This is a genomic window from Microbacterium sp. NPDC096154 (assembly GCF_040302945.1).
Lineage (GTDB): Bacteria > Actinomycetota > Actinomycetes > Actinomycetales > Microbacteriaceae > Microbacterium.
In genome coordinates this window covers 246,819-271,644 of the sequence record NZ_JBEOSM010000001.1, presented here as the reverse complement: position 1 = coordinate 271,644, position 24,826 = coordinate 246,819, and the positions used below count along the sequence as shown (strand labels likewise).

Genomic DNA, 24,826 nt, shown 5'->3' with positions numbered 1-24,826 from the left:
CCGCGGATCGGGAGGATCGCGCCCCGGTGTCGCCGGGCGGGTCTAGCCTGGCGAGGAGGCGAAGGAGAGATCCATGGCGACGAAGCCCCCCACCGAGGACATCGACGAGTCGAAGCTCCGGGTCGAGGAGCGCGAGCAGTACGCGGTCGGCGTGCCGGCCGTGCTCAAGGCCCTCAAGATCTCCTTCGAGCAGATGGGCGTGCTGCGCAGCGCGCAGACGCTGCTCCGCGTGAACCAGAAGACGGGCTTCGACTGCCCGGGCTGCGCGTGGCCCGAAGAGGATCGCCGCCACGCCGCCGAGTTCTGCGAGAACGGTGCCAAGGCCGTCGCCGAGGAGGCGACCGTGCGCCGCGTCGGGCCCGACTTCTTCGCGCGCCACAGCGTCGCCGAGCTCGATGCGCACGACGACTACTGGCAGGGCCAGCAGGGACGCCTGACCCACCCCATGCTGCTGGAGGAGGGCGACACGCACTACCGGCCGATCTCATGGGACGCCGCGCTCTCAGAGATCGCGACGGCGCTGCGCTCGCTCGACGACCCGGACGAGGCGGTGTTCTACACGTCGGGCCGCACCTCCAACGAGGCCGCGTTCCTGTACCAGCTGCTCGTGCGCGGCCTCGGCACCAACAACCTGCCCGACTGCTCGAACATGTGCCACGAGTCGAGCGGCTCGGCGCTGACCGAGACCATCGGCATCGGCAAGGGCACTGTCTCGATCACCGACATCCACGAGGCCGACCTGCTCATCGTCGCCGGGCAGAACCCCGGCACCAACCACCCCCGCATGCTGAGCGCGCTCGAGAAGGCCAAGGAGAAGGGCGCCACGATCATCGCGGTCAACCCGCTGCCCGAGGCCGGACTGTTCCACTTCAAGAACCCGCAGACGCCCAAGGGGGTGCTGCTGGGCGGCACGAAGCTCGCCGACGACTTCGTGCAGATCCGGCTCGGTGGCGACCAGGCGCTGTTCCAGGCGATCGGCAAGCATCTGCTCGAGGTCGAGGCACGCGAGGGCGGCGTGCTGGACCATCCGTTCATCCAGGCGTACACCGCGGGCTTCGACGAGTACGCCGCGCACGTAGCGGGGATCGGCTGGGAGCACCTCACCGAGGCCACGGGGATGAGCGAGGAGCGCCTGCGTGAGATCGGCGAGCGTGTGCGGGTCTCGCGCTCGACCATCGTGTGCTGGGCCATGGGGCTCACGCAGCACAAGCACTCGGTGCCGACGCTGCGCGATGTCGTCAACGTGCTGCTGCTGCAGGGCAACTTCGGCCGACCGGGAGCCGGCGTGTGCCCCGTGCGGGGACACTCGAACGTGCAGGGCGACCGCACGGTCGGCATCTACGAGAAGCCGGCCGAGGCGTTCCTCGAGGCGCTCGACCGCGAGTTCTCGTTCACGGCTCCGCGCGAGCACGGCTACGACACGGTCGCCGCGATCCGCGCCATGCGCGACGGCAAGGTCAAGGTCTTCATGGGCATGGGGGGCAACTTCGTCAGCGCCACCCCCGACACGCGCGTGGTCGAGCAGGGCATGCGCAATGTCGACCTCACGGTGCAGGTGTCGACCAAGCTGAACCGTTCGCACACCGTGCACGGGCGGCGGGCGATCATCCTGCCCACGCTGGGCCGCACCGACCGCGACCGCCGCGGTGGGGTCGACCAGCGCGTCACCGTCGAGGACTCGATGGGCGCGGTGCACGGCTCGCGCGGACGCCTCGCCCCTCCTGCCGACGACCTGCTGAGCGAGGTCGCGATCCTCGCTCGGCTGTGCGAGCTCGTGTTCGCCGACAGGCCGGATGCACCCCGCGCGGACTGGCGGGCGCTCGAGAGCGACTATGCGGTCATCCGGTCGCACATCTCGCGCGTGATCCCGGGCTTCGAGGACTATGACAAGCGCATCGACAAGGGGCGCACGTTCTTCCTGCCGAACGGTCCGCGCGACGAGCGCCGGTTCACCACGCACAACGGCAAGGCCAATTTCACGGCGAATCCGCTCGAGTATCCGATCATCCCCGAGGGACGCCTGCTGCTGCAGACACTGCGCTCGCACGATCAGTACAACACCACGGTCTACGGCAAGGACGACCGCTATCGCGGCATCCACGACGGGCGTCGCGTGGTGCTGATCCACCCGGACGACATCCGCGAGCTGGGCTTCGCGGAGGGCGACGTGGTCGACCTGGTCTCGGAATGGAACGGACCCGGCGGACGGGAGGAGCGCCGCGCCGAGGAGTTCCGCCTCGTGCCGTACGACACCCCGCGCCGCAACGCGGCCGCGTACTACCCCGAGACGAACGTGCTGGTGCCGCTGGACTCGACGGCCGACGTGAGCGGCACGCCCACGTCGAAGGCTGTGGTGGTGCGGCTCGAGCGGCCGGTGCGCGTCGCGGTCGGCGGTTAGGAGGCATCGGATGGGACGCATCACGCAGCGACGCCCGGTCGTGCGCATCGCGCTGAGCGGCAGCACGTCGCGCCGCCCCGACACGCTGGCCGTGGAGGAGCCGCTCGAGATCCGGGTCGCGGGTGAGCCGCTCGCGGTCACGATGCGCACGCCGGGGCACGACGTCGAGCTCGCCGCCGGGTTCCTGGTCTCCGAGGGCGTGGTGAAGACGGGAACGGACTTCCGCTCCGCGATTCACTGCGGCGGCCCGGGCACGGGCGGGATGGAGAACACCTACAACGTGCTGGATGTCGCCCTGGCCCCGGGCGTCGAGCCCCCGAGCACCGATCTGGCGCGCAACTTCTACACGACAAGCTCGTGCGGCATGTGCGGAAAGGCCAGCATCGAAGCGGTGCAGTCGGTCTCGGCGTACGACGTGGCTGTCGACGATGTGCGCGTCACGCCCCAGACTCTCGCGTCGCTTCCGGATGCCCTGCGCGCGCACCAGGACGTGTTCGAGAAGACCGGCGGACTGCACGCCGCGGGCCTGTTCGATGCGGAGACCGGTGAGCTCATGGTTCTTCGCGAGGACGTCGGCCGGCACAACGCCGTCGACAAGGTGGTGGGCTGGGCCGTGCTGAACGACCGGCTCCCGCTGCGGCGACACGTGCTCATGGTGTCCGGCCGCGCGAGCTTCGAGCTCGCGCAGAAGGCGGTCATGGCCGGCATCCCGATCCTGGCGGCCGTGTCGGCGCCGTCGTCGCTCGCGGTCGAGCTCGCCGTCGAGCAGGGCCTCACGCTGGTCGGCTTCCTGCGAGGCGAGACGATGAACGTCTACGCCGGCGCCGAGCGCGTCGAGACGCCCGCCGCGGTGCACTGAGACGCGCTGCCCGAGACGCGTGTTCTGCGACGAGGTGTCCTGAGGCGCGGTGTTCTGAGACGCGTGTTCTCAGTCAACGCGGATAGGCGTGACGAGACCGTGGGCGAGGATGACGCCCGGCCGGCGCGGCAGCGTCCGCGACGTCACACGAACGGGCGCGAGGCGGCGATCATCCGCTGCAGGCACACCGCTGCGGTGAGATCGCCGGCCACGCTCGACGGCGTGGCTCGCGCATCCTCGTCGATCGCGCCGGTGTAGCGGCGCAGCGCATCGACGGCGTCGTCGAGCCGCTGCCGAGCGGCGTCGCTGCCGAGGGGCTCGGCCACCAGGTCGGCGGTGCGGCGGATCGCCTCGGCCAGCAGTGCGGGGGCCGCGTCGGGAAGATCGGCCTGGTCATCATCGGCGTGCGCCAGGATGTCTGCGAGATCGCGCGTGGAGAACACCGTGCGCTCCAGCGCGCGCAGGCGCCGTCGGTTGAGGTCGCGCGCGTCGCCCTCCTTGCGCGCTCTCGGGTTCGCGCGGCTGCTCTCGTCCGCGTCGTGCACGGCCTCCGTGACCTGCGCGACGGTCGCGTCGAGGTCGCCGACGACCGTCTCGAGCTGCTCGGGAGAGACCTCACCGGCCTCCACCGCGTCGGCGATCTGGTGCAGGTGGCCGGCGACCGCGTCGCGCAGGCCCGAGAGCCGCACCGAGGCGCGACGCAGATACAGGGGCGGGAACAGCAGCAGGTTGGCGATCACGCCGACCGCGACGCCGAACGCCATCGTGACGAGGTACGAGACCGAGTACTCCTCAGGGCTCGCGCCGCCCAGCAGCAGCACGAACAGCGCCGCCATGGCGATCCAGTCGCGGCCCGCCTGCAGCGCCGTGATTCCCCCCAGCCACACGCCGAGGCCCACCACCAGCGCCACCGCGACGATCCCCGGTGCTCCGAGCCAGACGACACCGATTCCGGCAGAGCCCAGCGCGATGCCGAGCGCGAGCCCGGCGAGGGTCTGGGCGCCCGATCGAGCCGACCCCGCCAGCGTCGGGTACATGCTCACCAGCACACCGAGCGGGGCGTAGTACGAGTACTGGCTGTCGGCGAACGGCACGTAGGGGGCGAGCCACCAGGCCAGCGAGGCGGCGATGGCGGTGCGCAGGGCCAGCGCGATGCGCGGGCCCTCGAAGAGCCCGCGCAGCAGCCGCGGCAGTCGTACCCTGGGCACGCGCATCCGGGCGCCTCAGCTCGCGAGCTCGGCGCGCCAGCGCGACAGGTAGGCGGCCGTGATGTCGTCCTCGGCATGGCCTTCGGCGAACGTGGGCACCTCGCGAAGCACGGCGAAGGCCGTCTCGGGCAGGGCGCCCGTCGGACGCACGTCGAGGTGCGTCGCGTCGAAGCCCGCGTCGTGCAGCCACGCGGCCATGTCGTAGTCGGCGTTCGAGTCACCGGCCGTGAACCAGCGCGTGGGCACCTCCATCCGCTCGGCGACCAGGTCGACAGCGCGCTCGGCGCCGAGGGCCTTCCCGGCCTGTCGGTGCTCGAGGTCGATCGAGATGACCGTCGGCATGGTGTGGAAGCGCTCGCTTTCGCCCGTGTCCGAGATCGCGGCGTCGAGCGCGGCCGTGACCTCGGGCTGTCGCTCCAGATAGGCGGCGTTCGACACATCCAGGTTCTGCTCGAGCGACACCATGGTGCGTTTGGTCGCGTCCCAGAACATCAGGTCGCGGTGCGCGTCGGCGACGTCCCGGCATGCCGCCACGAGATGAGCGGGAACCGCGATCCGCTCATCGAGCGACACGTCCCCCACGCGCCCGTGCGACACGGTGAACCAGGTCGCGCCCTTCTCGCCGATGCCCCACACGGGCGCGTCCTCCGTCAGACCGGCCTCGACGAGCCGCGGGATGACCTGCTCGGCGAGGAACGCGTCCGAGCGCCCGGTGTTGAACACGACAGGGCACCCGGCGCGAGCGATCGCCACGAGATCATCGGCGATCGACGGCACGCGCAGCGACCGTGTCACGGTGCTGGCGAGCGGTCCGTCGACGTCGAGCAGCAGTCCGAAAGGCGCAGTCGTCATGGCCCCATCCTCGCCGATGCGGCGCCCGCGCGCGCTGACGCGGCACTCGGCGAAGCGCTCGCCTCAGCTCTCGAGCTCGCGGCGCGCCGCCTCCAGCGCCTCGCGCGCTTCCGCTTCGTCGTGCTGCGCCGCCTCGAGCTGCGCGGCGAGATCGTCTGTCTCGTCTGTCAGCTGCGCGAGCTCGTCCTCTGCCTCGGCCAGCGCCGCCCGCAGGTCGTCGCGCCGCCGGCCGGCCTCACGCTGTCGCGTCTCGTGCGCGCTCACGTCGCGCCGGGCATCGCCGAGGCGCCCCTCGGCGCGTTCCAACCGCCTCTCGGCCTCCCGCACCGCGCGCTCCGCGGCCCGGCGGGCGCGGCGCTGAGCGACCTCGTCGACCTGCGGAGCCCGCGGGGGTGAGCCGTCGGGTGCGGGTCCCGCGACCGCGTCGGTCAGATCCACCGGGTCGAACCCCACCACTTCGAGCGATCGGATGAGCCGTCCCGAGGTCACGGCATCGGCGGCCCCCGGGTCGGCCATCGCGGCCTGCAGCGTCTGCGCGACCTCGTCGAGCACGGCCGGTGTCGCTCGCACGTCCTGAGTCTCGGCCAATGCCGCACCCTCCCGGGCCAAGGCCGCCGTCAGAGCCCGCCGGTCGCGCGTGAGCTGGGCGAGCGTGGCGGCGTCGAGATCCTGCTGCGCCTCGCGCAGCTCGGCTCCCAGCTCGAGCACCTGTCCCAGGCGCTCGGCTCGGTGCCGCACCAGCTGGCCCACGATCCACGCGGCCGCCGACGCCCGGCGCAGCTCGCCGATCCGCTCGGCCAGGCCGGGGTTCTCGCCCTTGACCTCCTTGGCGCGCGCATTGCGCTCGGCCGTGAACCGCGCGGGCGGCAGGTCGTACAGCTGCCAGGCGATGTCCACGAGCGGATCGGTTGCCATCCACCGATCCTGCCGCATCCAGCCGCCACCTAGCCGCCGCTCATCCGGCGCCCCGCGCGCCTGTCGCGGCCCCCGCCTGTCGCCGCCACGCCCGTCGCCGCAAGGGGTGCCGCCCGAATGCACACCAATGTGCGTGTGGACTCGCGAGTCCACACGCACATTGGTGTGCACTGCACCTCTGGCGGCCCCGCAGCCGAACCCGCACTGCCGCCGAGCGGCGGTCGTCAGCCGCGGGCGGCGCGGCGCGCGGCCTGCTCGACCGGATCGGGCACGGGCAGCGACGCGATCAGGCGGCGCGTGTAGTCGGCCTGCGGAGCGCCCAGCACCTGCGCGGTCTCGCCCTGCTCGGCGATGCGCCCCTGATGCAGCACGACGACGCGGTGCGCGAGCAGGTCGACCACCGCGAGATCGTGCGTGATGAACAGCGCGGCGAAGCCGAAGCGCTCCTGGAGCTCGGTGAACAGGTCGAGCACCCGTGCCTGCACCGACACGTCGAGCGCGCTGGTCGGCTCGTCCGCGATGAGCAGCTTCGGGTCCAGCGCCAGGGCACGCGCGAGCGAGGCGCGCTGACGCTGACCGCCCGAGAGCTCGTGCGGGAACCGGTCGCCGAAGTCCTTCGGCAGCTGCACCGCCTCCAGCAGCTCGTCGACGCGATCGCGGGCATCGGACGCGCTCTTCGCGACGCCGTGCACGACGAGCGGCTCGGCGACGCACTGGGCGATGGTGAGCAGCGGGTTGAAGCTCGAGGCGGGATCCTGGAAGACGAAGCCCAGCTCACGACGCTTCGCACGGAACTCGCGTTCGCGCATCCCGAGCATCTCCTGGCCGAGCACACGCAGCGAGCCGCCGGTCACGGGCGCGAGCCCGGCGATGGCCCGTCCGATCGTGGTCTTGCCCGAACCTGACTCGCCCACCAGCCCGAGCACCTCGCCCGGACGGATGTCGAAGTCGACCGCCTGCACGGCCTTGAAGGCCTTGCGTCCCAGGCGGCCCGGGTATTCGATCTCGAGGCCACGGGCGGCGACGATCGGCTCGGCGTCCGCGTCGCCGGTGAAGCGTCGGTCGGCCACCTCGAGCCGCGGCACGGCCCCGAGCAGGCGCTGCGTGTAGTCGTGCTGCGGCGCCGCGAACAGCTCGCGCACCGGCGCGGTCTCCACGATGTCGCCGAGGTACATCACGGCCACGCGGTCGGCGAGGTCGGCCACCACGCCCATGTTGTGCGTGATCAGCACGATCGCCGTGCCGAACTCATCCCGCGCCAGGCGCAGCAGATCCAGGATCTCCGCCTGCACCGTCACGTCCAGCGCGGTGGTCGGCTCGTCGGCGATGATGACCGCGGGGTCGAGCGCGAGCGCCTGCGCGATCACGATGCGCTGCTTCTGGCCGCCCGAGAACTGGTGCGGATAGTCGTCGACGCGCTTCTCGGGCTCCGGGATGCCGACCCGTCGCAGGATGTCGATCGCCTTCTCGCGCGCCTGCCTCCGGGAGAGGCGTCGCTGACCGGACGCGGCGTGCGCCCGCAGGCCCTCGGCGATCTGCCATCCCACCGTGTACACGGGGTTGAGCGCCGTCATGGGCTCCTGGAAGATCATCGCGGCCTCGGAGCCGCGCATCGCCCGCAGCTTGGCGGGGGAGAGGCCGACCATGTCGGTGCCGTTCAGCACGACCGCGCCCTCCACGCGAGCGGTCTCGGGCAGCAGGCCCAGGATGCTGCGCGCCGTCACGGTCTTGCCCGAGCCCGACTCGCCCACCACGGCGAGCACCTCGCCCGGCCGCACGTCGAGGTCGATGCCCTTGACGGCCGCGACGTCGCCGCCGTCGGTCGCGAACGTGATCCGCAGGTCGCGGATGCTCACCGCGAGCTGTTCCGTGGCGTTCATGTCACTCCACCTCTCCGAGGTCGGTGCGCGCGACGGGCGTCGTCGCCGCGGCCGCGTCGGCAGGCGTCGCGGCGGCGGCTCGCCGTCGCGTGCGCAGGCGCGGGTCGGCCAGGTCGTTCAGGCTCTCGCCCACGAGCGTGATGCCGAGCACCACGAGCACGATCGCCGCGCCGGGGAACACCGAGGTCCACCAGATGCCGCTGGTGACGTCGGCGATCGAGCGATTGAGGTCATAGCCCCACTCCGCGGCCTGGGTCGGCTCGATGCCGAAGCCCAGGAAGCCGAGGCCGGCGAGCGTCAGGATCGCCTCCGAGCTGTTGAGCGTGAAGATCAGCGGCAGCGTGCGTGTCGCGTTGCGCAGCACGTGGCGGAACATCACGCGGCCCGTCGAGGCGCCGATCACCTGCGCCGATTCGACGAAAGCCTCCGACTTGATCCGGATCGTCTCGGCGCGGATCACACGGAAGTACTGCGGGATGAACACCACCGTGATCGAGATCGCGGCGGCGAGCACGCCTCCGAACAGGTCGGACTGGCCGCCCGAGATCACGATCGCCGCGACGATCGCGAGCAGCAGCGTCGGGAACGCGTAGACGGCGTCGGCGATGACGACGAGCACGCGGTCGAGCCATCCGCCGAAGTAGCCCGAGATCAGGCCGAGCAGGATGCCGATGAAGATCGAGAGCACGACCGCGATCACGATCACGAGCAGTGCCGTCTGGGTGCCCCAGATGACGCGCGACAGCACGTCGAAGCCGCCGACGGTCGTGCCGAGCAGGTGCTCGGCGCTCGGGGGCTGCTGGGCGCCGAACCGCTCGCCGTCGATCGAGAGCTGAGCGAAGCCGTAGGGCGCGAGCAGGGGAGCGAACAGCGCGGTCAGCACGAACGTCGCGCAGATCACGAGGCCCGCGGTGAGCATGCCCCTCTGCAGGCCGACGGACTGACGGTACTGGTGGACGACCGGCAGGCGTCCGAGGAGATTCCGGATGCGCATGTCAGTACCTCACCCTCGGGTCGATCAGCGCGGCGATGATGTCCACGACGAAGTTGGTCACGGCCACGATCACGGCCAGCAGCGCCACGATTCCCTGCACGGCGACGAAGTCGCGCGCTCCGAGGTAGTGCGACAGCTGGAAGCCGAGACCCTGCCATTCGAACGTGGTCTCTGTCAGCACCGCTCCGGCGAGCAGCATCGCGACCTGCATGCCGATGACGGTGACGATCGGGATGAGCGCGGGCTTGTAGGCGTGCTTGCGCACGAGGCGCACTTCGGGCACGCCGCGCGAGCGCGCGGCGTCGATGTAGGGCATCGACAGCGTGCCGATGACGTTGGTGCGCACCAGGCGCAGGAACACCCCGGCGGTCAGCAGGCCGAGTGCGAGGCCCGGGAGCAGCGCGTGCGACAGCACGTCGGCGACGGCGCTCGGGTTGCCCGAGCGGATGGCGTCGATCAGGTAGAAGCCGGTCGGCGAGTCGATGCGGCCGAGGCTGATCTCGACGCGCGGCGATGCGCGGCCCGACGTGGGCAGCAGTCCGAGCCACACCGAGAACACCAGCTTGAGCAGCAGACCGGCGAAGAAGACGGGGGTGGCGTAGCAGAGGATCGCGAACACGCGCAGCACCGCGTCACCCCAGCGGTCGCGCAGCGCGGCCGCGAGCATGCCGAGAGGGATGCCGACGAGGAACGCGATGATGAGCGCGTAGAACGCCAGCTCGAGCGTGGCGACGCCGTACCGCAGCAGCACATCCGACACGCGCTGGTTGTCGGTGATGGTCGTTCCGAAGTCGCCGGTGAAGATCTGGCCGAGGTATTCGAGGTACTGCACGACCAGGGGCCGGTCGTATCCCGCCGCGTGGATGCGCTCCTGGAGCTGGTCGGCGGGAAGGCGCCCGCCCAGCGCGGCCGTGAGCGGGTCGCCCGTGAGCCGCATGAACAGGAACACCGTGGTCACGAGGATGAACACGGTCGGGAAGATCAGCAGGAAGCGGATCAGGATGTACCGGCCCAGCGAGCCCCCGGAGCGTGCCCGGCGCGTGGCGCCGGCGGAGGCGGGGGGCGGATCGGCGGTCGTCGTCTCAGCTGTCACGACAGGATGTCCTCACGGGGTGTTGCGTTCCCTTGCGGGAGCTGCGGTGGGTGCCCACGGAAAGGGGCGGCCTCCCGGCGAGGCCGCCCCTTCCGCGTGCGATCAGCGCGTCAGCGGCGCGAAGCGCAGCTTGAACGAGGCGTCGAGCACGACGCCGTCGATGTCGGCCGAGCTGACGAGCGTCTGAGCGCCCTGCAGCAGCGGCACGGTCGACAGGTCCTCCGCGACCTTCTGCTGGATGTCCTCGATCAGCGCGGTGCGCTCGTCGGCATCCGGCGTCACGGCCTGCTGCAGGATCATCTCGTCGACCTCGGGGTTCGAGTAGTGGTTGGCGAGGAAGTTCTCCGTCAGGAAGAACGGCGTCAGGTAGTTGTCGGCGTCCGAGTAGTCGGGGAACCAGCCCAGCTGGTACGCGGGGTACACGTCGGAGGTGCGGTCCTTCGAGTACTGCACCCACTCGGTCGACTGCAGCGTGACGTCGAACAGGCCGTCGGCCTCCAGCTGCTCCTCGACCATGGCGTACTCGTCGCCCGAGTTGGGGCCATAGTGGTCAGGGCTGTACTGCAGGCTCAGCGCGACGGGCGTCTCGACGCCCGCGGCCTCGAGCAGCTCGGCGGCCTTCGCGGCGTCCGGACCGCCCTCGCCGTCGCCGTAGAGGCCCTTCAGCGCCTCGGTGGCACCGGCGAAGCCCTCGGGCACGTAGGAGTACAGCGGCGTGTACGTGCCGTTGTAGACCTGCTCGCTGATCGCCTCGCGGTCCACGAGCGACGCGACGGCCTGGCGCACCGCCAGGGCCTTGGCCTCGTCGGCCTCGGGCGTCTTGGCGCCGTAGGGCTGCGTGTCGAAGTTGAACACGATGTAGCGGATCTCGCCGCCGGGGCCCTCGTGCACGGTCAGGTTGTCGTCGCCGCTCAGGTCGGCGATGTCGGTCGGGGCCAGGCTGCGGTGGGCCACGTCCACGTCGCCCTGCTGCACGGCGAGCTTCAGGTTCGACGACTCGGAGTAGTAGTTCAGGATGACGCCGTCGTTGACGGGCGCGTCGAGCAGGCCCTGGTAGCTCTCGTTGGGCGTGAACTCGACGGTCTCGTTGAAGTTGTACTCGGTGATCGTGTACGGGCCACCGAACGCGTTCGCGTCGACGATCTCCTGGTCGGGGGTGATCGCGTCGGCCGAGAAGACCTCCTCGTCGACGATCGCGCCGGGGAAGCTCGTGAGGATGAACGGGAAGACCTGGTCGTTCTCGGTCTTCAGCTTGAACACGACGGTGGTCTCGTCCGGCGTCTCGACCGAGTCGAGGTTGTAGAGCAGCGACGACGCGCCGTTCGGGTCGGCGATGGCCAGGTTGCGGTCGAACGAGAACTTCACATCGCTCGAGGTGAGGTCGTTGCCGTTGGCCCACTTCAGGCCCTCGGGCAGGGTGACCGTGTACTCGGTCGGCGACGTGAACTCCGCTGTCTCCGCCAGGTCGGGCACGACCTCGGTGCTGTTGTAGTCGGTGTTGACCAGGTACGGGAACACCTGGGTCTGCACCGCGAGCGAGCCGTTGTCGTACGAGCCGGCCGGGTCGAGCGTGGTGACCTTGTCGGTGGTGCCGACGAGGATCAGGTTGTCGCCGCCGCCGGCGTCACCGCCGCCGCCGTTCGAGCCGCCGGCCGAGCAGCCGGCGAGGGCGAATGCGGCGACCGCGGGAATCGCGACGAGCGCGCGCGTGCGGGCTGACTTTCTGGGGGAAGCCATTCTGTGCCTCTTTCTGGGTGCTGTCCGCGCAGATCCGGGCTCGCAGCTCGGCTGCCTGCGCGATTCGGGACAGTGCGCCGGTGGGGTGGGCGCATGATCCGTGATCCTCGCACACGGAGGCGGATGTGACGAATCCCACTCTCCGGGTTGGGCGATCTGTTTACAGAGTTGCAACGTCGCCGGGCGATCCGGCATCTTGAGCACCGGCCGGGCGCCACGCATCGAGGATGCGTCGCCGCAGCACGTTGCCGCGCTCGGCGAAGGCGCGCTGCCGGCGCACGTACTCGGCCTTGCCCTCGGGCGTCTCGATGCGCACGGGCTCGACGCCCCACGCCGCGAGGTCATAGGGCGCGGCCTCCATGTCGAGCCGCCGGATGTCGCGCGCCAGCTCGAACGCGTCGAGCAGCAGGTGCCCGGGCACGAGCGGACCGAGCTTCATGGCCCATTTGTAGACGTCCATGCCCGCGTGAAGGCACCCGGGCTGGTCGAGCAGCGGCTGGGTGTCGCGCGAGGGCGCGTGCTGGTTGCGGGGCACGGCATCGGGCGTGAAGAAGCGGAAGGCGTCGAAGTGCGTGCACCTGAGGTCGTGGCTCTCGACGACGTCATCCGTCCCGGCCTGACCCAGCCGGAGGGGCACGGGATGGCGATGCTCGCTCTCCCGGTAGACCATGGCCCACTCGTGCAGACCGAAGCAGTCGAACCGGCCCGGACGGTCGGCCGTGCGCCGCAGCATGATGTCGATCAGGCGCGCGAGTGGCGCCTTCTCGCGCGCGAACCCCTCCGCGTCCACGACGAGCGAGCCCGGCGCGGTCCCGGGCACGTACCAGCGCCACCCCTCGCGGGCGGCCGCAGCCTGCTCGAGCTCCACGCCGGGTCCCGGGTGCCAACGGCGCAGCAGCGAGGGCCTGTACGAGTAGTACGTGAACAGGAAGTCCCACACCGGGTGCTTCTCGCCGTGCGCCGCGCGTTCTCGGTGCGCGGCCGTGAGGGCGTCTGCCCGCAGCTCGTGCTCCCGCTCGCGCGCTCGCCACTCGTCGCGTGTCAGACGCGTGACGAGAGGCGTGGCGAGGGGAGTGGTCATGTCAGCGGTCGAGCACCGCGCGCATCGCGCGCGAGAGGTACCACGGGTCGACCACGGCCGTGAGCTCACGAGCCGAGTGCATGGACAGGATGGGCACCCCCACGTCGACCGTGCGGATGCCGAGGCGGGTCGCTGCGATCGGGCCGATCGTCGATCCGCACGGCATGGCGTTGTTCGAGACGAACTCCTGGGTCGGGACCCCCGCCGACTCACAGGCCGCGTTCCAGGCCGCGGCCCCGTGCGCGTCGGTCGCGTAGCGCTGGTTCGCATTGATCTTGAGGATGGGGCCGCCGCCCGCCACCGGCTTGTTCACGGGGTCGTGGCGCTCCGGGTAGTTGGGGTGGACCGCGTGTCCGACGTCGCTCGAGATGTGCAGCGACGCTGCGAACGCCTGCGCCCGCTGTTCCGTGTCGGCGCCCAGGGAAGCTGAGACGCGGAGCAGGACGTCCTCGAGAAAGGGGCCGGCGGCGCCCGAGCGCGACGCGCTGCCGATCTCCTCGTGGTCGAATGCCGCGTACATCGCGATCGACGTGCGCGGGGTCGTCGCGAGCTGGGCCACGAGAGCGGCATGGGCGGAGAGCAGGTTGTCGAGCCGGCCCGAGGCGAACAGCTCCTGGGCGTGGCCGAACGTGCGCGGCTCCTGCGTGTCGGCCACGACCACGTCGTAGCCGCCGATCTGCGCCGCGTCGATGCCTGCGCGCGAGGCGAGCGCCTGCAGGATGTCCGCGCTCTCCTCATCGCCCAGACCCCACACCGGCTGCGTGTGGCGCTGCTTGTCGAGCGTGAGCCCGTCGTTGTTGACGCCCCGATCGAGGTGGACCGCAAGCTGGGGAATGCGCAGCAGCGAGCCCGTGCGCACCAGATGCTCTTCGCCCTCCAGCGTCACGATGCGGCCGGCCAGCTCGAGCTCGCGGTCGAGCCACGAGTTCAGGAGCGGGCCTCCGTACACCTCGAGCCCCAGCTGCCACCACCCGCCGGGGCCGTGTGTCGTCGGCTTCGGCTTGAGCTTGAAGCCCGGGGAGTCGGTGTGCGCGCCCACGATGGTGAACGGCATGGTCGGGCCGGCCTCCGCAGGCAGTGCGAACGCGACGACCGACCCGTCGCGCACGACCACATAGCTGCCGCCGGGAGCGACGTCCCACGGCTCGTCCTCGCGCAGCCGCGCGTAGCCGGCGTCCTCGGCGCGCCGGGCGATCTCGGCAGCCGCGTGGTACGACGACGGCGAGGCCGTCACGAAGGCGGCGAGATCGTCGATATGGGCTCGGGCATCGGCGGGAACGCGGTCGGCGGTCATCCGACCATTATCCCCAGGGCCGAGCGGAGTCAGGCGGCCGGAACCGGCTCGATCAGCTCGGCAGAGTTGTTGCGCACGTTGCCCACCGCCTTCCCGACCGGATGGAACGCGAGCGTCTCCGCGACGTACGGCGCGGCGTCGACCGCGGCGTCGAGCACGTCGCGGGGATAGTCGATGGTCGGGTCGAGCCACGCGTCGGCGTGGTCGACGTCGAGGAACACCGGCATGCGGCCGTGGATGGACCCGAGCTCGCCGATCGCGTCACGCGTCAGGATGGTGAAGCTCAGCACCCACCGCGCGGGGTCGTCCTCGGCCTTCGCCGGGTCCTTCCACCACTCGTACAGGCCGGCGAAGAGCAACGGCGAGCCGTCGGCGGGATGGATGAAGTGCGGCACCTTCACGTCGCCCTGCCGCTGCCACTCGTAGTAGCCGCTCGAGGGGACGATCGCGCGCCGCTTCTGTAGCGCGTTCTGGAACATCCGCTTGTCCTCGAGCTCCTCGGAGCGGGCGTTGAACGCGCGCGCCCCGATCGAGGTGTCCTTCGCCCACGACGGGATGAGGCCCCACCGCGCGACCTCGAGCCTCCGGGTGGGCGGCTCGGTCTTGGCCGAGTCGAGCACGATCGCCACGGGATCGGTCGGGGCGACGTTGTACGAGGGCGGCGGCAGCTCGTCGGCCACGAGATCGACGCGCAGCTCGCCGACGAGCTCGTTGCCTGCCTTCGCCACGACGAATCGTCCGCACATGCCGCCAGCGTATGCCGCGGCGGGGACATCGCGCGGCTCAGGCCTCGGGATCGAGCAGGCCCACGGCCTCCAGACGCTCGGCCAACCCCGCGCCGTCGTCGCCGGTGACCCACGGCACCGACGCGGCCGAGTGGTCGTTGACGGCCGTGCGGCCGCCGGCCAGCACGGCCTCGGCGGGGGAGAGGCGGCGGATGGCGACCCCCGCCACCGACGTCGGGTGCTCGCTCGTGAACTGCGTGTAGATCGCGTCGTCGTGCTGCCCGTCGTCGCCGACCAGCAGCCACCGCACATCCGGGAACTCCTCGGCCAGGCGGCGCAGGCTCGTCGCCTTGTGCTCGGTGCCGCTGCGGAACCACCGGTCGTGCGTGGGGCCCCAGTCGGTCAGCAGCAGCGAGCCGGCCGGGAACATGTGTCGCTTCAGGAAGCGCGACAGCGTCGGCGCGACGTTCCACGCGCCCGTCGACAGGTAGACCATCGGCATGCCGTGCTGCTGGCGCGTGAGGCGATCGAGCAGCACGGCCATGCCGGGAACCGGCTGGCGCGCGTGCTCGTCAAGCACGAACGAGTTCCAGGCGGCGAGCAGGGGGCGCGGCAGGGCGGTGACCATGACGGTGTCATCGATGTCCGAGACCACGCCGAGCCGGGCGTCGGGCGACACGATCTGCACGGGCGACTCACCCGGTTCGCCGCCCTCGACCGACATCCGAACGGTCTGCCAGCCGGGCTCGAGCTGCGCCTCGATACGCGCGTCGATCACGCCGCCGCGGTCGGCGACGACCTCGTGGGTCTCGTCGCCGATCGTGATGGTCACGGTGGCGTAGCCCACCGGGATTCCCACGAAGCTGCGCCAGCCGCGCACGCTCGCCAGCTCGCCCGTGGCCGTGTGCTTCGGCTTGGGGACGATCAGCACGCGACCGAGCACGCGCACCCACCCGTCGCCGCCGTACCCCGGGAACACCAGCACCGTGGGCTTGCGGCCGCGCCGGCGTGCGCGCCGCTCGCGCCAGGCGTGCACGCGGCGCTCGATCCGGGCGATCCAGTGGATCCTGTCTCGTGGCGTGGGAGCAGACATCCGGGCCAGTCTTTCATGCGCCCCCCGCCGGCGCCGCGTGTCGGCAGCCGGGATGCCGTCAGTCGTGCATGTGGCGGCGCTCGATGCGGCCGATGATCTTCTTGGCCGCGAAGACGCCCACCGCGAACAGCACGATGACCCCCACGAAGATGTAGCCGGCATAGTGAGCGCTGTCGGAGAGCTCGCGGTACGAGTGCGCCGCACCCGCCGCGATCGAGACGTACAGCGCGGTCCAGAGCACACACGCGGGCAGGGTCCAGGCGATGAAACGGCGATACGAATAACCGCTCATCCCCACGGTGAGGGGGACGAGCGAGTGCAGCACGGGCAGGAAGCGGGAGAGGAAGATCGCCAGCCCGCCGCGGCGGCGCAGATAGCGCTCGGCACGCGCCCAGTTGTGCTCGCCGATGCGCCGGCCGACCCAGGACCCGCGGATGCGCGGGCCCAGCCAGCGTCCCAGAGCGAACCCGATCGACTCGCCGCCGATCGCCCCCGCCACGAGCGCCGCGCCCAGTCCGAGCCCTTCGAGGGGAGAGGAGACCCCGGTGGCCGCGACGATCACGATCGTGTCACCCGGCACGATCAGCCCGATGAGCACGCTCGTCTCGAGCAGGATCGCGAGCGCGGCGAGCCCGGTGCGCAGCACGGGGTCGACGGACTGCACCGCGTCGAGCAGCCACGTGAGCACGTCGTTCACGCCACGAGCATATGTGCGCGCGCCCCGCGCGAAGCCGGGAGTCCGCTCAGGGCTGCAGGGCGACGGCCGCGAGGGCGAAACGGCGGGCCCGCGGGCCGCTAACCTGGAATCTCGCATCAATGCGCCGGTTCGGCGTGCTCACGATCGATTGGCAGTCTCCCCGTGTCTCAGAACGCTCCCATCAGCGCGCCCTCCTCGAGCCCTCAGGCCGAGGGCGCGTTCGACGTCCACGCCCTGCACGCGAAGTGGCAGGCGTACTGGGAGCAGCACGACACGTTCCTCGCCGGGGCCGACGACGACACCCGTCCGCGCAAGTACGTGCTGGCGATGTTCCCCTACCCGTCGGGCGACCTGCACATGGGTCACGCCGAGAACTACCTCTACAGCGACATCGTGGCGCGCTTCTGGCGCCACCGCGGCTACAACGTGCTGCACCCGATCGGCTGGGACTCGTTCGGCCTTCCGGCCGAGAACGCCGCCATCCAGCGCGGCGCCGACCCCCGCGAGTGGACGTACGCGAACATCGCGCAGCAGCGCGAGAGCCTGAAGGCGTACGGCGTCTCGTTCGACTGGAGCCGCGTGCTGCACACGAGCGACGACGACTACTACCGCTGGAACCAGTGGCTCTTCCAGCAGCTGCACGAGCGCGGCCTGGCGTACCGCAAGGACAGCCCCGTCAACTGGTGCCCCAAGGACCAGACCGTGCTCGCGAACGAGCAGGTCGTCGACGGCGCGTGCGAGCGCTGCGGCACGGTCGTGGTGAAGAAGAAGCTCACGCAGTGGTACTTCCGCATCACCGACTACGCCGACCGCCTGCTCGACGACCTGAACCAGCTCGAGGGCTTCTGGCCTCAGAAGGTGCTGCAGATGCAGCGCAACTGGATCGGCCGCTCCGTGGGCGCCGACATCGACTTCGAGATCGAGGGCCGCGCCGAGAAGATCAGCGTGTTCTCGACGCGCCCCGACACCCTGCACGGCGCGACGTTCATGGTGGTCGCGCCCGACAGCGACCTGGCCGCCGAACTGGTCTCCGAGGCGTCGCCCGAGGCGCGCATGCGCTTCCAGGACTACCTCGAGCAGACGCAGAAGCAGACGGAGATCGAGCGTCAGTCGGCCGACCGGCCCAAGACCGGCGTCTTCCTGGAGCGCTACGCGATCAACCCGATCAACGGCGAGCGCCTGCCGATCTGGGCGGCCGACTATGTTCTGGCCGACTACGGTCACGGCGCCGTCATGGCGGTGCCCGCACACGACCAGCGCGACCTCGACTTCGCCCGCGTCTTCGACCTGCCCGTGAAGGTCGTGGTCGACACGACGGCCCCCATCACCGGCGCGATCCCCGTGATCGAGGTCGATGAGGACGGTGTGCCGATCGACCCGCAGCTGAGCGAGCTCGACCCTCGCGTGACGGGGGAGGCGCTGACGGGAGAGGGCCGGATGATCAACTCCGGCTCGCTCGACGGCCTGTCCAAGCGCAACGCGATCGCGCGCGTGATCGAGCAGCTTGAGGCCGACGGAACCGGCCGTGCCGCGAGGCAGTACCGTCTGCGCGACTGGCTGATCTCGCGACAGCGCTTCTGGGGCACGCCGATCCCGATGATCCACACGCAGGACGGCGAGATCGTTCCCGTGCCGGCCGACCAGCTGCCGGTGCGCCTGCCCGACGCCGCGGGCCTCGACCTCAAGCCGAAGGGCCAGTCGCCCCTCGGCGCCGCGACCGGCTGGGTCGAGACGACCGACCCCCGTACGGGCGAGCCCGCTCTGCGCGACCCCGACACGATGGACACGTTCGTCGACAGCTCGTGGTACTTCCTGCGCTTCCTGTCGCCGGGCAACGACCGGATGGCGTTCGATCCGAAGGATGCCGACCGCTGGGCGCCGGTCGACGCCTACATCGGCGGCGTGGAGCACGCCATCCTGCACCTGCTGTACGCGCGCTTCATCACCAAGGTGCTGTTCGACATGGGCCATGTCGACTTCACCGAGCCGTTCTCGAGCCTGATCAACCAGGGCATGGTGATCCTCGACGGCGCGAAGATGTCGAAGTCGAAGGGCAACCTCGTGCTCTTCAAGGAGGAGCTCGAACGGCACGGCGCCGACGTGCTGCGCGTCGCGCTGGCGTTCGCGGGCCCGGTGGAGGACGACAAGGACTGGAAGGACGTCTCGACCACGGGTGCCCAGAAGTTCCTCGCCCGAGCGCTGCGCCTGGCGCAGGAGGTCTCGAGCGAGCAGGACGTGGTGTGGGCCGAGGGCGACGCGGCGCTGCGTCGCGTGACGCACCGCCTGCTGGCCGACGCGCCGGTGCTCATCGAGCAGACAAAGTTCAATGTCGTCGTGGCGCGCCTGATGGAGCTCGTGAACGCCATCCGCAAGGCCGTCGACGGTGCCGCGGGCCCCGCCGATCCGGCGGTGCGCGAGGCGGTCGAGGCGACCGCGATGATCCTCGACCTGTTCGCCCCGCACACGGCCGAGGAGATGTGGGAGCTGCTGGGCTACGACGCCTCGGTGGGCCACGTGACGTGGCGCAGCGCCGATCCGGCGCTCCTGGTCGAGGAGTCGGTCACGGCGGTCGTGCAGATCGACGGCAAGGTGCGGGCGACGCTCGAGGTGCCCGCGAAGGTCGACCCCGACACGCTCGAGGAGCTGGCCCGCGCGGATGAGCGCGTGGTGCGCGCGCTGGGTGGTCGCGACATCGTGCGCGCCATCGTGCGTGCGCCGAAGGTCGTCAGCTTCTCGACGAAGTAGCACCCTGGGGCTCGTCCCCAGCCGAGCGGGCATCGCGGTCTCTCCACGAGCGACCGGATGCCCGCTCTCGCGTGCGGCGTGCGGCCTAGCGTGGCGGGGTGGTGGGCAGCGACGGGACACGTGCCGATCCGATCCCCGAGATCGGCGCGCCGCCGCGTCGCGTGCGGCTGGGGCTCGGCGCCGTGGTCGTGCTGGTGCTCGCCGCGCTCGCGGTGACCATCGGCATCGGCGTCTGGCGGGGAGCGACCGCCCCGGCGCAGATCGTCGCCGAGCCGACACCGACGGCGGGGGCGACGATCGACTCGGGCCGCGTGTACGTGCACGTGGACGGCCAGGTGCGCGCGCCGGGCCTGTATGTGCTCGCCGCCGGTGCTCGCGTGGTCGACGCCATCGCGTCGGCAGGCGGCTTCGCGGACGAGGCCGACCGGGCCGCGGTGAACCTCGCGCGCGTCGTGAGTGACGGCGAGCAGCTCGTGGTGCCCGCGAAGGGCGAGGCCCCGGCAGCGCCCTCCGGGGGCGGCCCGGCGGCGGGAGGGGCACCCGGTCGCGCGCTGCTCGATCTGAACACGGCCGACGCCGCCGCGCTCGAGCAGCTGCCGCGCATCGGACCGGCGATGGCGCAGCGCATCCTCGAGTGGCGCGACGCCAACGGCCGGTTCGCGGCCGTCGAAGATCTGCTCGCCGTGCCCGGAATCGGCGAGAAGATGCTCGAGTCGCTGCGGCCGCACGTCAGGGTCGGATGAGCGTCCTCCCGTGGGCGAGTCGATGCGATCCGCTGGCTTGCGATCTCGTCTGGCATCCGTGCTGCCCGTTCAGCGACTGGTGCGGCGGGACTGCGGCACGTCGCGGCAGGCCCCGGCCGAAGAGACGGCGCTCACGCAGCGGCCATTCGGCGTCGGCAATGGCGCGAAGAGAACGGAAAGTATTTGTTCTGCCTTGTTCGGCTCCTTTCATCGATTGATGTCGCTCATGGGGTGGATATGCGCCCCGAGTTTCGAGATTCCGAACCCTGGAGGAGACCATGAAGAAGACGCGTCCCCTTGCCCTCGTGGCCGCCGTTGGCCTCTCACTCGCCCTCATCGCCGCGCCGACGGGCGCGTACGCCGCATCGGCTACCGCGACCGTCAAGGCTGCCACGCAGAAGATGTCGCAATCCACGTTGTCGTCGACACAGCGGGGCACGTACAAAGTCGGCACGAAGGTCGGGCTCGTCTGTTACGAGAAGGGCCAGCCGGTGAAGGGCTACTTCTCCAAGTACGTCAAGGGTGGCTACTCCGACATCTGGTATCGCACCGCCGACGGGCACTACATCGCCGACATCGACATCGAGACGGGCAGCAACGGCGCGGTGACACCGGCTTGCGCCGTGAGCATCGACGCGAATGCCTGGTACAAGCTGACGTTCCGCAACAGTGGGAAGGCGCTCGACATCCGCGCCGGCAAGACGGCTAACGGCACCGCCGTTCAGCAGCACACCGCGAACGGCACGAAGTCGCAGGCGTTCAAGCTCGTGTCCGTCGGCGGGGGCTACTTCAAGATCATGAGCCAGCTCTCGAGTTCGCAGGTGGTCGAAGTCGGAGGCGGCCGCAACGCGAACGGCTCCAGAGTGAACACCTGGTCTGGCGGTACGGCGGCTCACCAGCAGTGGCGGCCCGTGCACTCAGCCAAGGGCTACGTCAACCTCGTGTCACGTCATGCTCCCTGGATGTGCCTCGACGTGCCAGGCGCAACAAAGAACAACGCTGTCCAGCTGCAGATCGCCGTATGCAACGACACAGACGCGCAGAAGATCGCTTTCACCAAGGTCGGAACCGTGACGTCGCCGACCCCGGCGAACCCGCCGGCCTATGCGAAGACCGATGCCTTCATCGCCAAGTACAAGGGCAGGTGGGTCGACATCGATGGCGCGTACGGCGCTCAGTGCACGGACCTCGTGGAACTCTTCAACAGCGAGGTCATGAAGGCGGCACGGATCGGCGGGAACGCGAAGGACTTCTACGCCCGGGCCTCGTCCGCGAAGTACCAGAAACTCACCGCGGCGACGACGCCACGGAAGGGCGACATCGCCGTGTGGGGTGCCAGCAAGCCCTACTCTGGAGGATTCGGTCACACCTCGATCGTGCTGAAGCAGAACAGCGACGGAACACTCCAGACCTTCACGCAGAGCGGCGACCAGTATGCCGCCAAGGAGGTGAAGGACACCAAGGCGCACCTGATCGGGTATCTCCGCCCGAAGCTCTGACCGTGCTCGCGGTCTGATCAGCGGTTGCACTGACGTGAGGGTGTCGCGCTCACTCTCGCGCCAGCCATCTCGCTGCGGTGAGTCACGTCCTCATGACGACTCCTCGTGTGTGCGGGGAGCGAGTTCGATTCGCCACGCCAGGAACGGGAAGACAAGGAACGCGAGGGCGCCTCGAAAGGCCGACATGCCCATGATGTCGAGGCCGCCGCCCGGGAGATTGCTGGTCGTGCGCCCCGTCCGCCGATCGTGCGCGCGTACGGTCACCGCACGGCGAGGCCGCCATCGGCCGTGCGCGCCGCGACGGCCGCCGACCTGGCGCGTCGAAGACGACACCCTCGTCGTCACGGCGCGAGTGCCGAGAGCCCCAAGGGCGCCGAAGACGAACGAGAGGACGAGCATGGCGGGAACCGCGATGACGAACACGGAGAACAGCGCGAGCGGGGCGGGACCGTTGCCCCACTGGATGATCCGGTCGGTGGGCTGCGCGCACGCGAACAGGACATTCGCCAGCGAGAGCAGGACGACGACGGCGGCGACGACGGTCATGACGACTGCGACGTCGTCGCGGTTCTCCGCGTTCGGGCTCGCGGTGAGGATCAGGGGACCGAGGCCGGCGTCGATTCCGAAGGCCACCGGCAGAAAGGGAAGCACCAGCGCGAGCGTTCCTTCTGCGCCCGCATCCTCCAGCCTCCGCCATGCGGCCGCGGTGAAGCTCAGAATCCACCACAGCGTGAGCAATGCCGTTGGGAGGAGGAAGAGCACTCCAAGCTGTGACACGATCTGGGCAGAGGCGTGCAGCAGCACGATGACGGCGGCTCCCAGTGGCAGGCCGAGCAGAGCGAAGGGCCAGAACTGGCGGCGCGAGTCGCGCTGACGGAACGCGAACGGCCGGATGAAGCCGGCGAAGGCGAGGCCCAGCAGGTTCTCCCGTGCGTGGAGAGCGTCTCCCGCTGAGGCTGCCGCAACGGTCGCCGCGCTGCGGGCGACATCGAAATGTCTCCTCGCCGCGTCGAATCGCGCCCAGTACCGCTCGCGCGCCCTCGGGTCGTCGGGCGGGCCCAGCGCCCTGAGTCGCGCGAGCAAGCCGTCGAACTCCTCGGCGCCTTCCTCCCAGTCGCGCGTCATCGACAGGGCCTCCGCCCGCTGGACGATGACTTCGTAGGGCCGCAGGTCTGTCATCGTGCACCTGCCGGGGGCCGGTTCGAGATCTCGAACCACCCGTTCCCGTCGAACTCGATGACGTCCGCGATGCGTCTGTAATCCACCGTTCTTCCTGTCCCCGCTGTCTGCTGGAACACGCCGACGAAGCGGTAGTAGACCTGTCCGAACTCGTCCGCATAGTGCGCGAAGGTGACGATCCGGGCGTCCATCGGGGCTCCCACGGGGAGGGGCGTGGGCGACGCGCCCAGGGCGACATCGTCCGCAGGTCGCTGGAGGATCAGGGTTCCGTCCTCGAGGAGGCTGTTGTGCCAATCCGCGTTCGGGTAGAGCTTCGGGAACCAGATCATGTCCGCGGGAGGGAGACGGATCGTCGCCCGGTAGTGAGCCTTGTATTGCTTCCCGAAGAGACGGGCGACATCGACGTGACGGCGGAATCGGGCGTCGTCATCGACGCTGAGCTTCCCCAGGGCGATCCAATGGTCGGGATCGTAGGACCTACCCCGCACGTACGGGATGAACTCGCCGGCGGCCTCCTGCGCACGGCGGCGCTCCCGGACCTCGTCGACCAGCGCGTCGATCGACTGCCTGGCCTCGGCAAGTGTCCGCGTCTCTGCAAGACGCCACCTCCGGAACTCGACTCGCGCGTCGTCGATGACTCGCTGTTCCCGGATCCGGTCCAGTTCGACCGTCTTGCGATGCCCGAGCTCGTCGATCTCGACCGCGAGCCGGAACTGCGGGAAGTACAGGTCGAGCAGGGAGATCCGCCCGGTGTCGGCATGTCGTACGAGCTGCTGCGTAGCCCACTCGATCTGCGGGTCATCCAAGCGGTGGACGATCCGGCTGACCGCCCACAGCTCGTAAGGCTTGCGGGTGATGCTCGAAAGCCGCCCCGCTTGCCACGCAAGCTCCTCGTCGACAACCCATGGCACGGCCTCCGCGCCAGGCCCGGAGCCGATCACCGCACGGGCCGGATGTCGTAGCCGAACGCGCTGCGGAAGTGCTCGACGAGAGCCAGATGCGCGGCACCGCCGCCCTTTCGCGAGAACCCGAGATCCCAGCCCACACGGAGCGCCTGATCGTCGAACTGGATGACACCGTCCTCGCCGTGTGCGTCGAGCCACTTGTGGCCGCGCTTCGCGTACGTCTCGCGCTGCCCGTCGAACACGACCGGCTCGAGCAGCAACTTCGGATCGAACGATGCACCTCCTGCGTGAGGCGCAACCACGGGACGGACGATCCGGCCGAACTCATCCTCGAACTGCCGCCGGGTACGAATCTCCGGGTGCTCCCTCAGCCACCTCGCCCCGGCAAGCGCAAGGACATCCCACTTCCCGAGTTTCTCCGCAGAGGCGCCCCACGTGAACTTGCTGCGGTCAACGACGTTGGTCCCGTAGGCAGCGTCGGCCGCTTCCTGCCGGTCCCGCACCAGGGGATCCGATTGCACCACCGCATACACGCGGGCGAGGGATGCCGTCACGGCCTCCCGGATCTTCGGCTTCAGCTTGCTGAAATTGTCCATCGCAGTCTGCCGATCCAGCGCGACCGCATGGACGTACTGAAGAAACTCGCGCTCAGAATCGGACAGCGTGTCCTTGCGCAACAGACCGATGATCTCGGACGTGGTCAGCGCCGCCTGGATATCCAGCGCGATTTGAGTGTCCTCGAATCGCCGCCGCTTCCGTTCCGCGAGAAACTCCACCACAGCAAGCACGCCTAGCGCGACCGTGGTGACGACGCCGAATCCGAAGTCCCAAAAGGTGATGCTGTCCATGCGATCATTCAATCGGATCCAAAGACCCGATTCGGGCTGCAATTGACCTTGGCGGCTTCGCTTAAGCCGGTCCTGATCCGC

The 24,826-nt window shown here is 70.0% G+C and carries 20 protein-coding genes; 5 read left to right on the top strand and 15 right to left on the bottom strand.

The window, feature by feature from the left end; translation table 11 throughout:
• The first annotated feature begins 73 nt into the window (after positions 1-73).
• Complete coding sequence (locus tag ABTW64_RS01290) at positions 74-2,398, top strand: FdhF/YdeP family oxidoreductase (RefSeq protein WP_350618367.1); 2,325 nt, start codon at positions 74-76, stop codon at positions 2,396-2,398.
• A gap of 10 nt (positions 2,399-2,408) precedes the next feature.
• Positions 2,409-3,257, top strand: coding sequence for a formate dehydrogenase accessory sulfurtransferase FdhD (gene fdhD, locus ABTW64_RS01285; RefSeq protein WP_350618365.1), 849 nt, complete (start codon positions 2,409-2,411; stop codon positions 3,255-3,257).
• A gap of 143 nt (positions 3,258-3,400) precedes the next feature.
• Here fdhD and ABTW64_RS01280 read toward each other — a convergent pair whose 3' ends face one another.
• The 12 genes from ABTW64_RS01280 to ABTW64_RS01225 all read right to left on the bottom strand — a co-directional run bounded on the left by ABTW64_RS01280 (position 3,401) and on the right by ABTW64_RS01225 (position 16,826).
• On the bottom strand, positions 3,401-4,471 hold the full coding sequence (locus ABTW64_RS01280) for an FUSC family protein (protein WP_350618363.1): 1,071 nt from the start codon (positions 4,469-4,471) through the stop codon (positions 3,401-3,403).
• Positions 4,472-4,480: 9 nt separating this feature from the next.
• The gene (locus ABTW64_RS01275; protein ID WP_350618361.1) at positions 4,481-5,317 is read right to left on the bottom strand and encodes a hypothetical protein; all 837 of its coding nucleotides are present in this window, start codon (positions 5,315-5,317) and stop codon (positions 4,481-4,483) included.
• 63 nt (positions 5,318-5,380) lie between these two features.
• The gene (locus tag ABTW64_RS01270) at positions 5,381-6,232 is read right to left on the bottom strand and encodes a transposase (RefSeq protein ID WP_350618359.1); all 852 of its coding nucleotides are present in this window, start codon (positions 6,230-6,232) and stop codon (positions 5,381-5,383) included.
• 224 nt (positions 6,233-6,456) lie between these two features.
• Positions 6,457-8,112 carry an ABC transporter ATP-binding protein gene (locus tag ABTW64_RS01265; protein ID WP_350618357.1) on the bottom strand — a complete coding sequence of 552 codons (1,656 nt, stop codon included), beginning with the start codon at positions 8,110-8,112 and terminating at the stop codon, positions 6,457-6,459.
• A gap of 1 nt (position 8,113) precedes the next feature.
• Entirely contained in the window at positions 8,114-9,106 is a 993-nt protein-coding gene (locus ABTW64_RS01260) for an ABC transporter permease (RefSeq protein WP_350618355.1), read from the bottom strand.
• A gap of 1 nt (position 9,107) precedes the next feature.
• Positions 9,108-10,199, bottom strand: coding sequence for an ABC transporter permease (locus tag ABTW64_RS01255; protein ID WP_350618353.1), 1,092 nt, complete (start codon positions 10,197-10,199; stop codon positions 9,108-9,110).
• A 102-nt stretch (positions 10,200-10,301) separates the two neighbouring features.
• Positions 10,302-11,936 carry an ABC transporter substrate-binding protein gene (locus ABTW64_RS01250; RefSeq protein ID WP_350618351.1) on the bottom strand — a complete coding sequence of 545 codons (1,635 nt, stop codon included), beginning with the start codon at positions 11,934-11,936 and terminating at the stop codon, positions 10,302-10,304.
• Between the two features lie 160 nt (positions 11,937-12,096).
• Positions 12,097-13,017: a 3-methyladenine DNA glycosylase gene (locus tag ABTW64_RS01245; RefSeq protein WP_350618349.1), complete on the bottom strand. Its 921-nt coding sequence runs from the start codon at positions 13,015-13,017 to the stop codon at positions 12,097-12,099.
• Between the two features lies 1 nt (position 13,018).
• Positions 13,019-14,311, bottom strand: a complete 1,293-nt coding sequence (locus ABTW64_RS01240) for a M18 family aminopeptidase (protein WP_350618347.1) — start codon at positions 14,309-14,311, stop codon at positions 13,019-13,021.
• Positions 14,312-14,340: 29 nt separating this feature from the next.
• Complete coding sequence (locus tag ABTW64_RS01235; protein ID WP_350618345.1) at positions 14,341-15,057, bottom strand: SOS response-associated peptidase; 717 nt, start codon at positions 15,055-15,057, stop codon at positions 14,341-14,343.
• A 37-nt stretch (positions 15,058-15,094) separates the two neighbouring features.
• The gene (locus ABTW64_RS01230; RefSeq protein WP_350618343.1) at positions 15,095-16,129 is read right to left on the bottom strand and encodes an App1 family protein phosphatidate phosphatase; all 1,035 of its coding nucleotides are present in this window, start codon (positions 16,127-16,129) and stop codon (positions 15,095-15,097) included.
• Between the two features lie 58 nt (positions 16,130-16,187).
• Entirely contained in the window at positions 16,188-16,826 is a 639-nt protein-coding gene (locus tag ABTW64_RS01225) for a DedA family protein (protein ID WP_350618341.1), read from the bottom strand.
• 147 nt (positions 16,827-16,973) lie between these two features.
• Here ABTW64_RS01225 and leuS point away from each other — a divergent pair, with 147 nt between their 5' ends.
• From leuS to ABTW64_RS01210, 3 genes are all read left to right on the top strand, one after another.
• Positions 16,974-19,571, top strand: a complete 2,598-nt coding sequence (gene leuS / locus ABTW64_RS01220) for a leucine--tRNA ligase (RefSeq protein WP_502892291.1) — start codon at positions 16,974-16,976, stop codon at positions 19,569-19,571.
• A 140-nt stretch (positions 19,572-19,711) separates the two neighbouring features.
• The gene (locus ABTW64_RS01215; protein ID WP_502892290.1) at positions 19,712-20,314 is read left to right on the top strand and encodes a helix-hairpin-helix domain-containing protein; all 603 of its coding nucleotides are present in this window, start codon (positions 19,712-19,714) and stop codon (positions 20,312-20,314) included.
• Between the two features lie 278 nt (positions 20,315-20,592).
• A complete protein-coding gene (locus tag ABTW64_RS01210) occupies positions 20,593-21,813 on the top strand; it encodes an RICIN domain-containing protein (protein ID WP_350618335.1) in 1,221 nt (406 codons plus the stop codon).
• A gap of 90 nt (positions 21,814-21,903) precedes the next feature.
• Here ABTW64_RS01210 and ABTW64_RS01205 read toward each other — a convergent pair whose 3' ends face one another.
• From ABTW64_RS01205 to ABTW64_RS01195, 3 genes are read right to left on the bottom strand one after another with little or no spacing between them, the layout of a single operon-like run.
• Positions 21,904-22,992, bottom strand: a complete 1,089-nt coding sequence (locus ABTW64_RS01205; protein WP_350618333.1) for a DUF805 domain-containing protein — start codon at positions 22,990-22,992, stop codon at positions 21,904-21,906.
• Positions 22,989-23,903, bottom strand: a complete 915-nt coding sequence (locus ABTW64_RS01200) for an AbaSI family restriction endonuclease (protein ID WP_350618331.1) — start codon at positions 23,901-23,903, stop codon at positions 22,989-22,991. The genes ABTW64_RS01205 and ABTW64_RS01200 overlap by 4 nt, the downstream gene beginning before the upstream one ends.
• Positions 23,904-23,929: 26 nt before the next feature.
• Positions 23,930-24,745 (bottom strand): hypothetical protein, encoded by an 816-nt coding sequence (locus tag ABTW64_RS01195; protein WP_350618329.1) that lies wholly within the window; start codon positions 24,743-24,745, stop codon positions 23,930-23,932.
• Positions 24,746-24,826: the final 81 nt, after the last annotated feature.

Coding starts and splice junctions, on each gene's coding strand:
- ABTW64_RS01290 (WP_350618367.1), top strand. CDS start 74: ATGGCGACGAAGCCCCCCACCGAGGACATCGACGAGTCGAAGCTCCGG.
- fdhD (WP_350618365.1), top strand. CDS start 2,409: ATGGGACGCATCACGCAGCGACGCCCGGTCGTGCGCATCGCGCTGAGC.
- ABTW64_RS01280 (WP_350618363.1), bottom strand. CDS start 4,471: ATGCGCGTGCCCAGGGTACGACTGCCGCGGCTGCTGCGCGGGCTCTTC.
- ABTW64_RS01275 (WP_350618361.1), bottom strand. CDS start 5,317: ATGACGACTGCGCCTTTCGGACTGCTGCTCGACGTCGACGGACCGCTC.
- ABTW64_RS01270 (WP_350618359.1), bottom strand. CDS start 6,232: ATGGCAACCGATCCGCTCGTGGACATCGCCTGGCAGCTGTACGACCTG.
- ABTW64_RS01265 (WP_350618357.1), bottom strand. CDS start 8,112: ATGAACGCCACGGAACAGCTCGCGGTGAGCATCCGCGACCTGCGGATC.
- ABTW64_RS01260 (WP_350618355.1), bottom strand. CDS start 9,106: ATGCGCATCCGGAATCTCCTCGGACGCCTGCCGGTCGTCCACCAGTAC.
- ABTW64_RS01250 (WP_350618351.1), bottom strand. CDS start 11,936: ATGGCTTCCCCCAGAAAGTCAGCCCGCACGCGCGCGCTCGTCGCGATT.
- ABTW64_RS01245 (WP_350618349.1), bottom strand. CDS start 13,017: ATGACCACTCCCCTCGCCACGCCTCTCGTCACGCGTCTGACACGCGAC.
- ABTW64_RS01240 (WP_350618347.1), bottom strand. CDS start 14,311: ATGACCGCCGACCGCGTTCCCGCCGATGCCCGAGCCCATATCGACGAT.
- ABTW64_RS01235 (WP_350618345.1), bottom strand. CDS start 15,057: ATGTGCGGACGATTCGTCGTGGCGAAGGCAGGCAACGAGCTCGTCGGC.
- ABTW64_RS01230 (WP_350618343.1), bottom strand. CDS start 16,129: ATGTCTGCTCCCACGCCACGAGACAGGATCCACTGGATCGCCCGGATC.
- ABTW64_RS01210 (WP_350618335.1), top strand. CDS start 20,593: ATGAAGAAGACGCGTCCCCTTGCCCTCGTGGCCGCCGTTGGCCTCTCA.
- ABTW64_RS01205 (WP_350618333.1), bottom strand. CDS start 22,992: ATGACAGACCTGCGGCCCTACGAAGTCATCGTCCAGCGGGCGGAGGCC.
- ABTW64_RS01195 (WP_350618329.1), bottom strand. CDS start 24,745: ATGGACAGCATCACCTTTTGGGACTTCGGATTCGGCGTCGTCACCACG.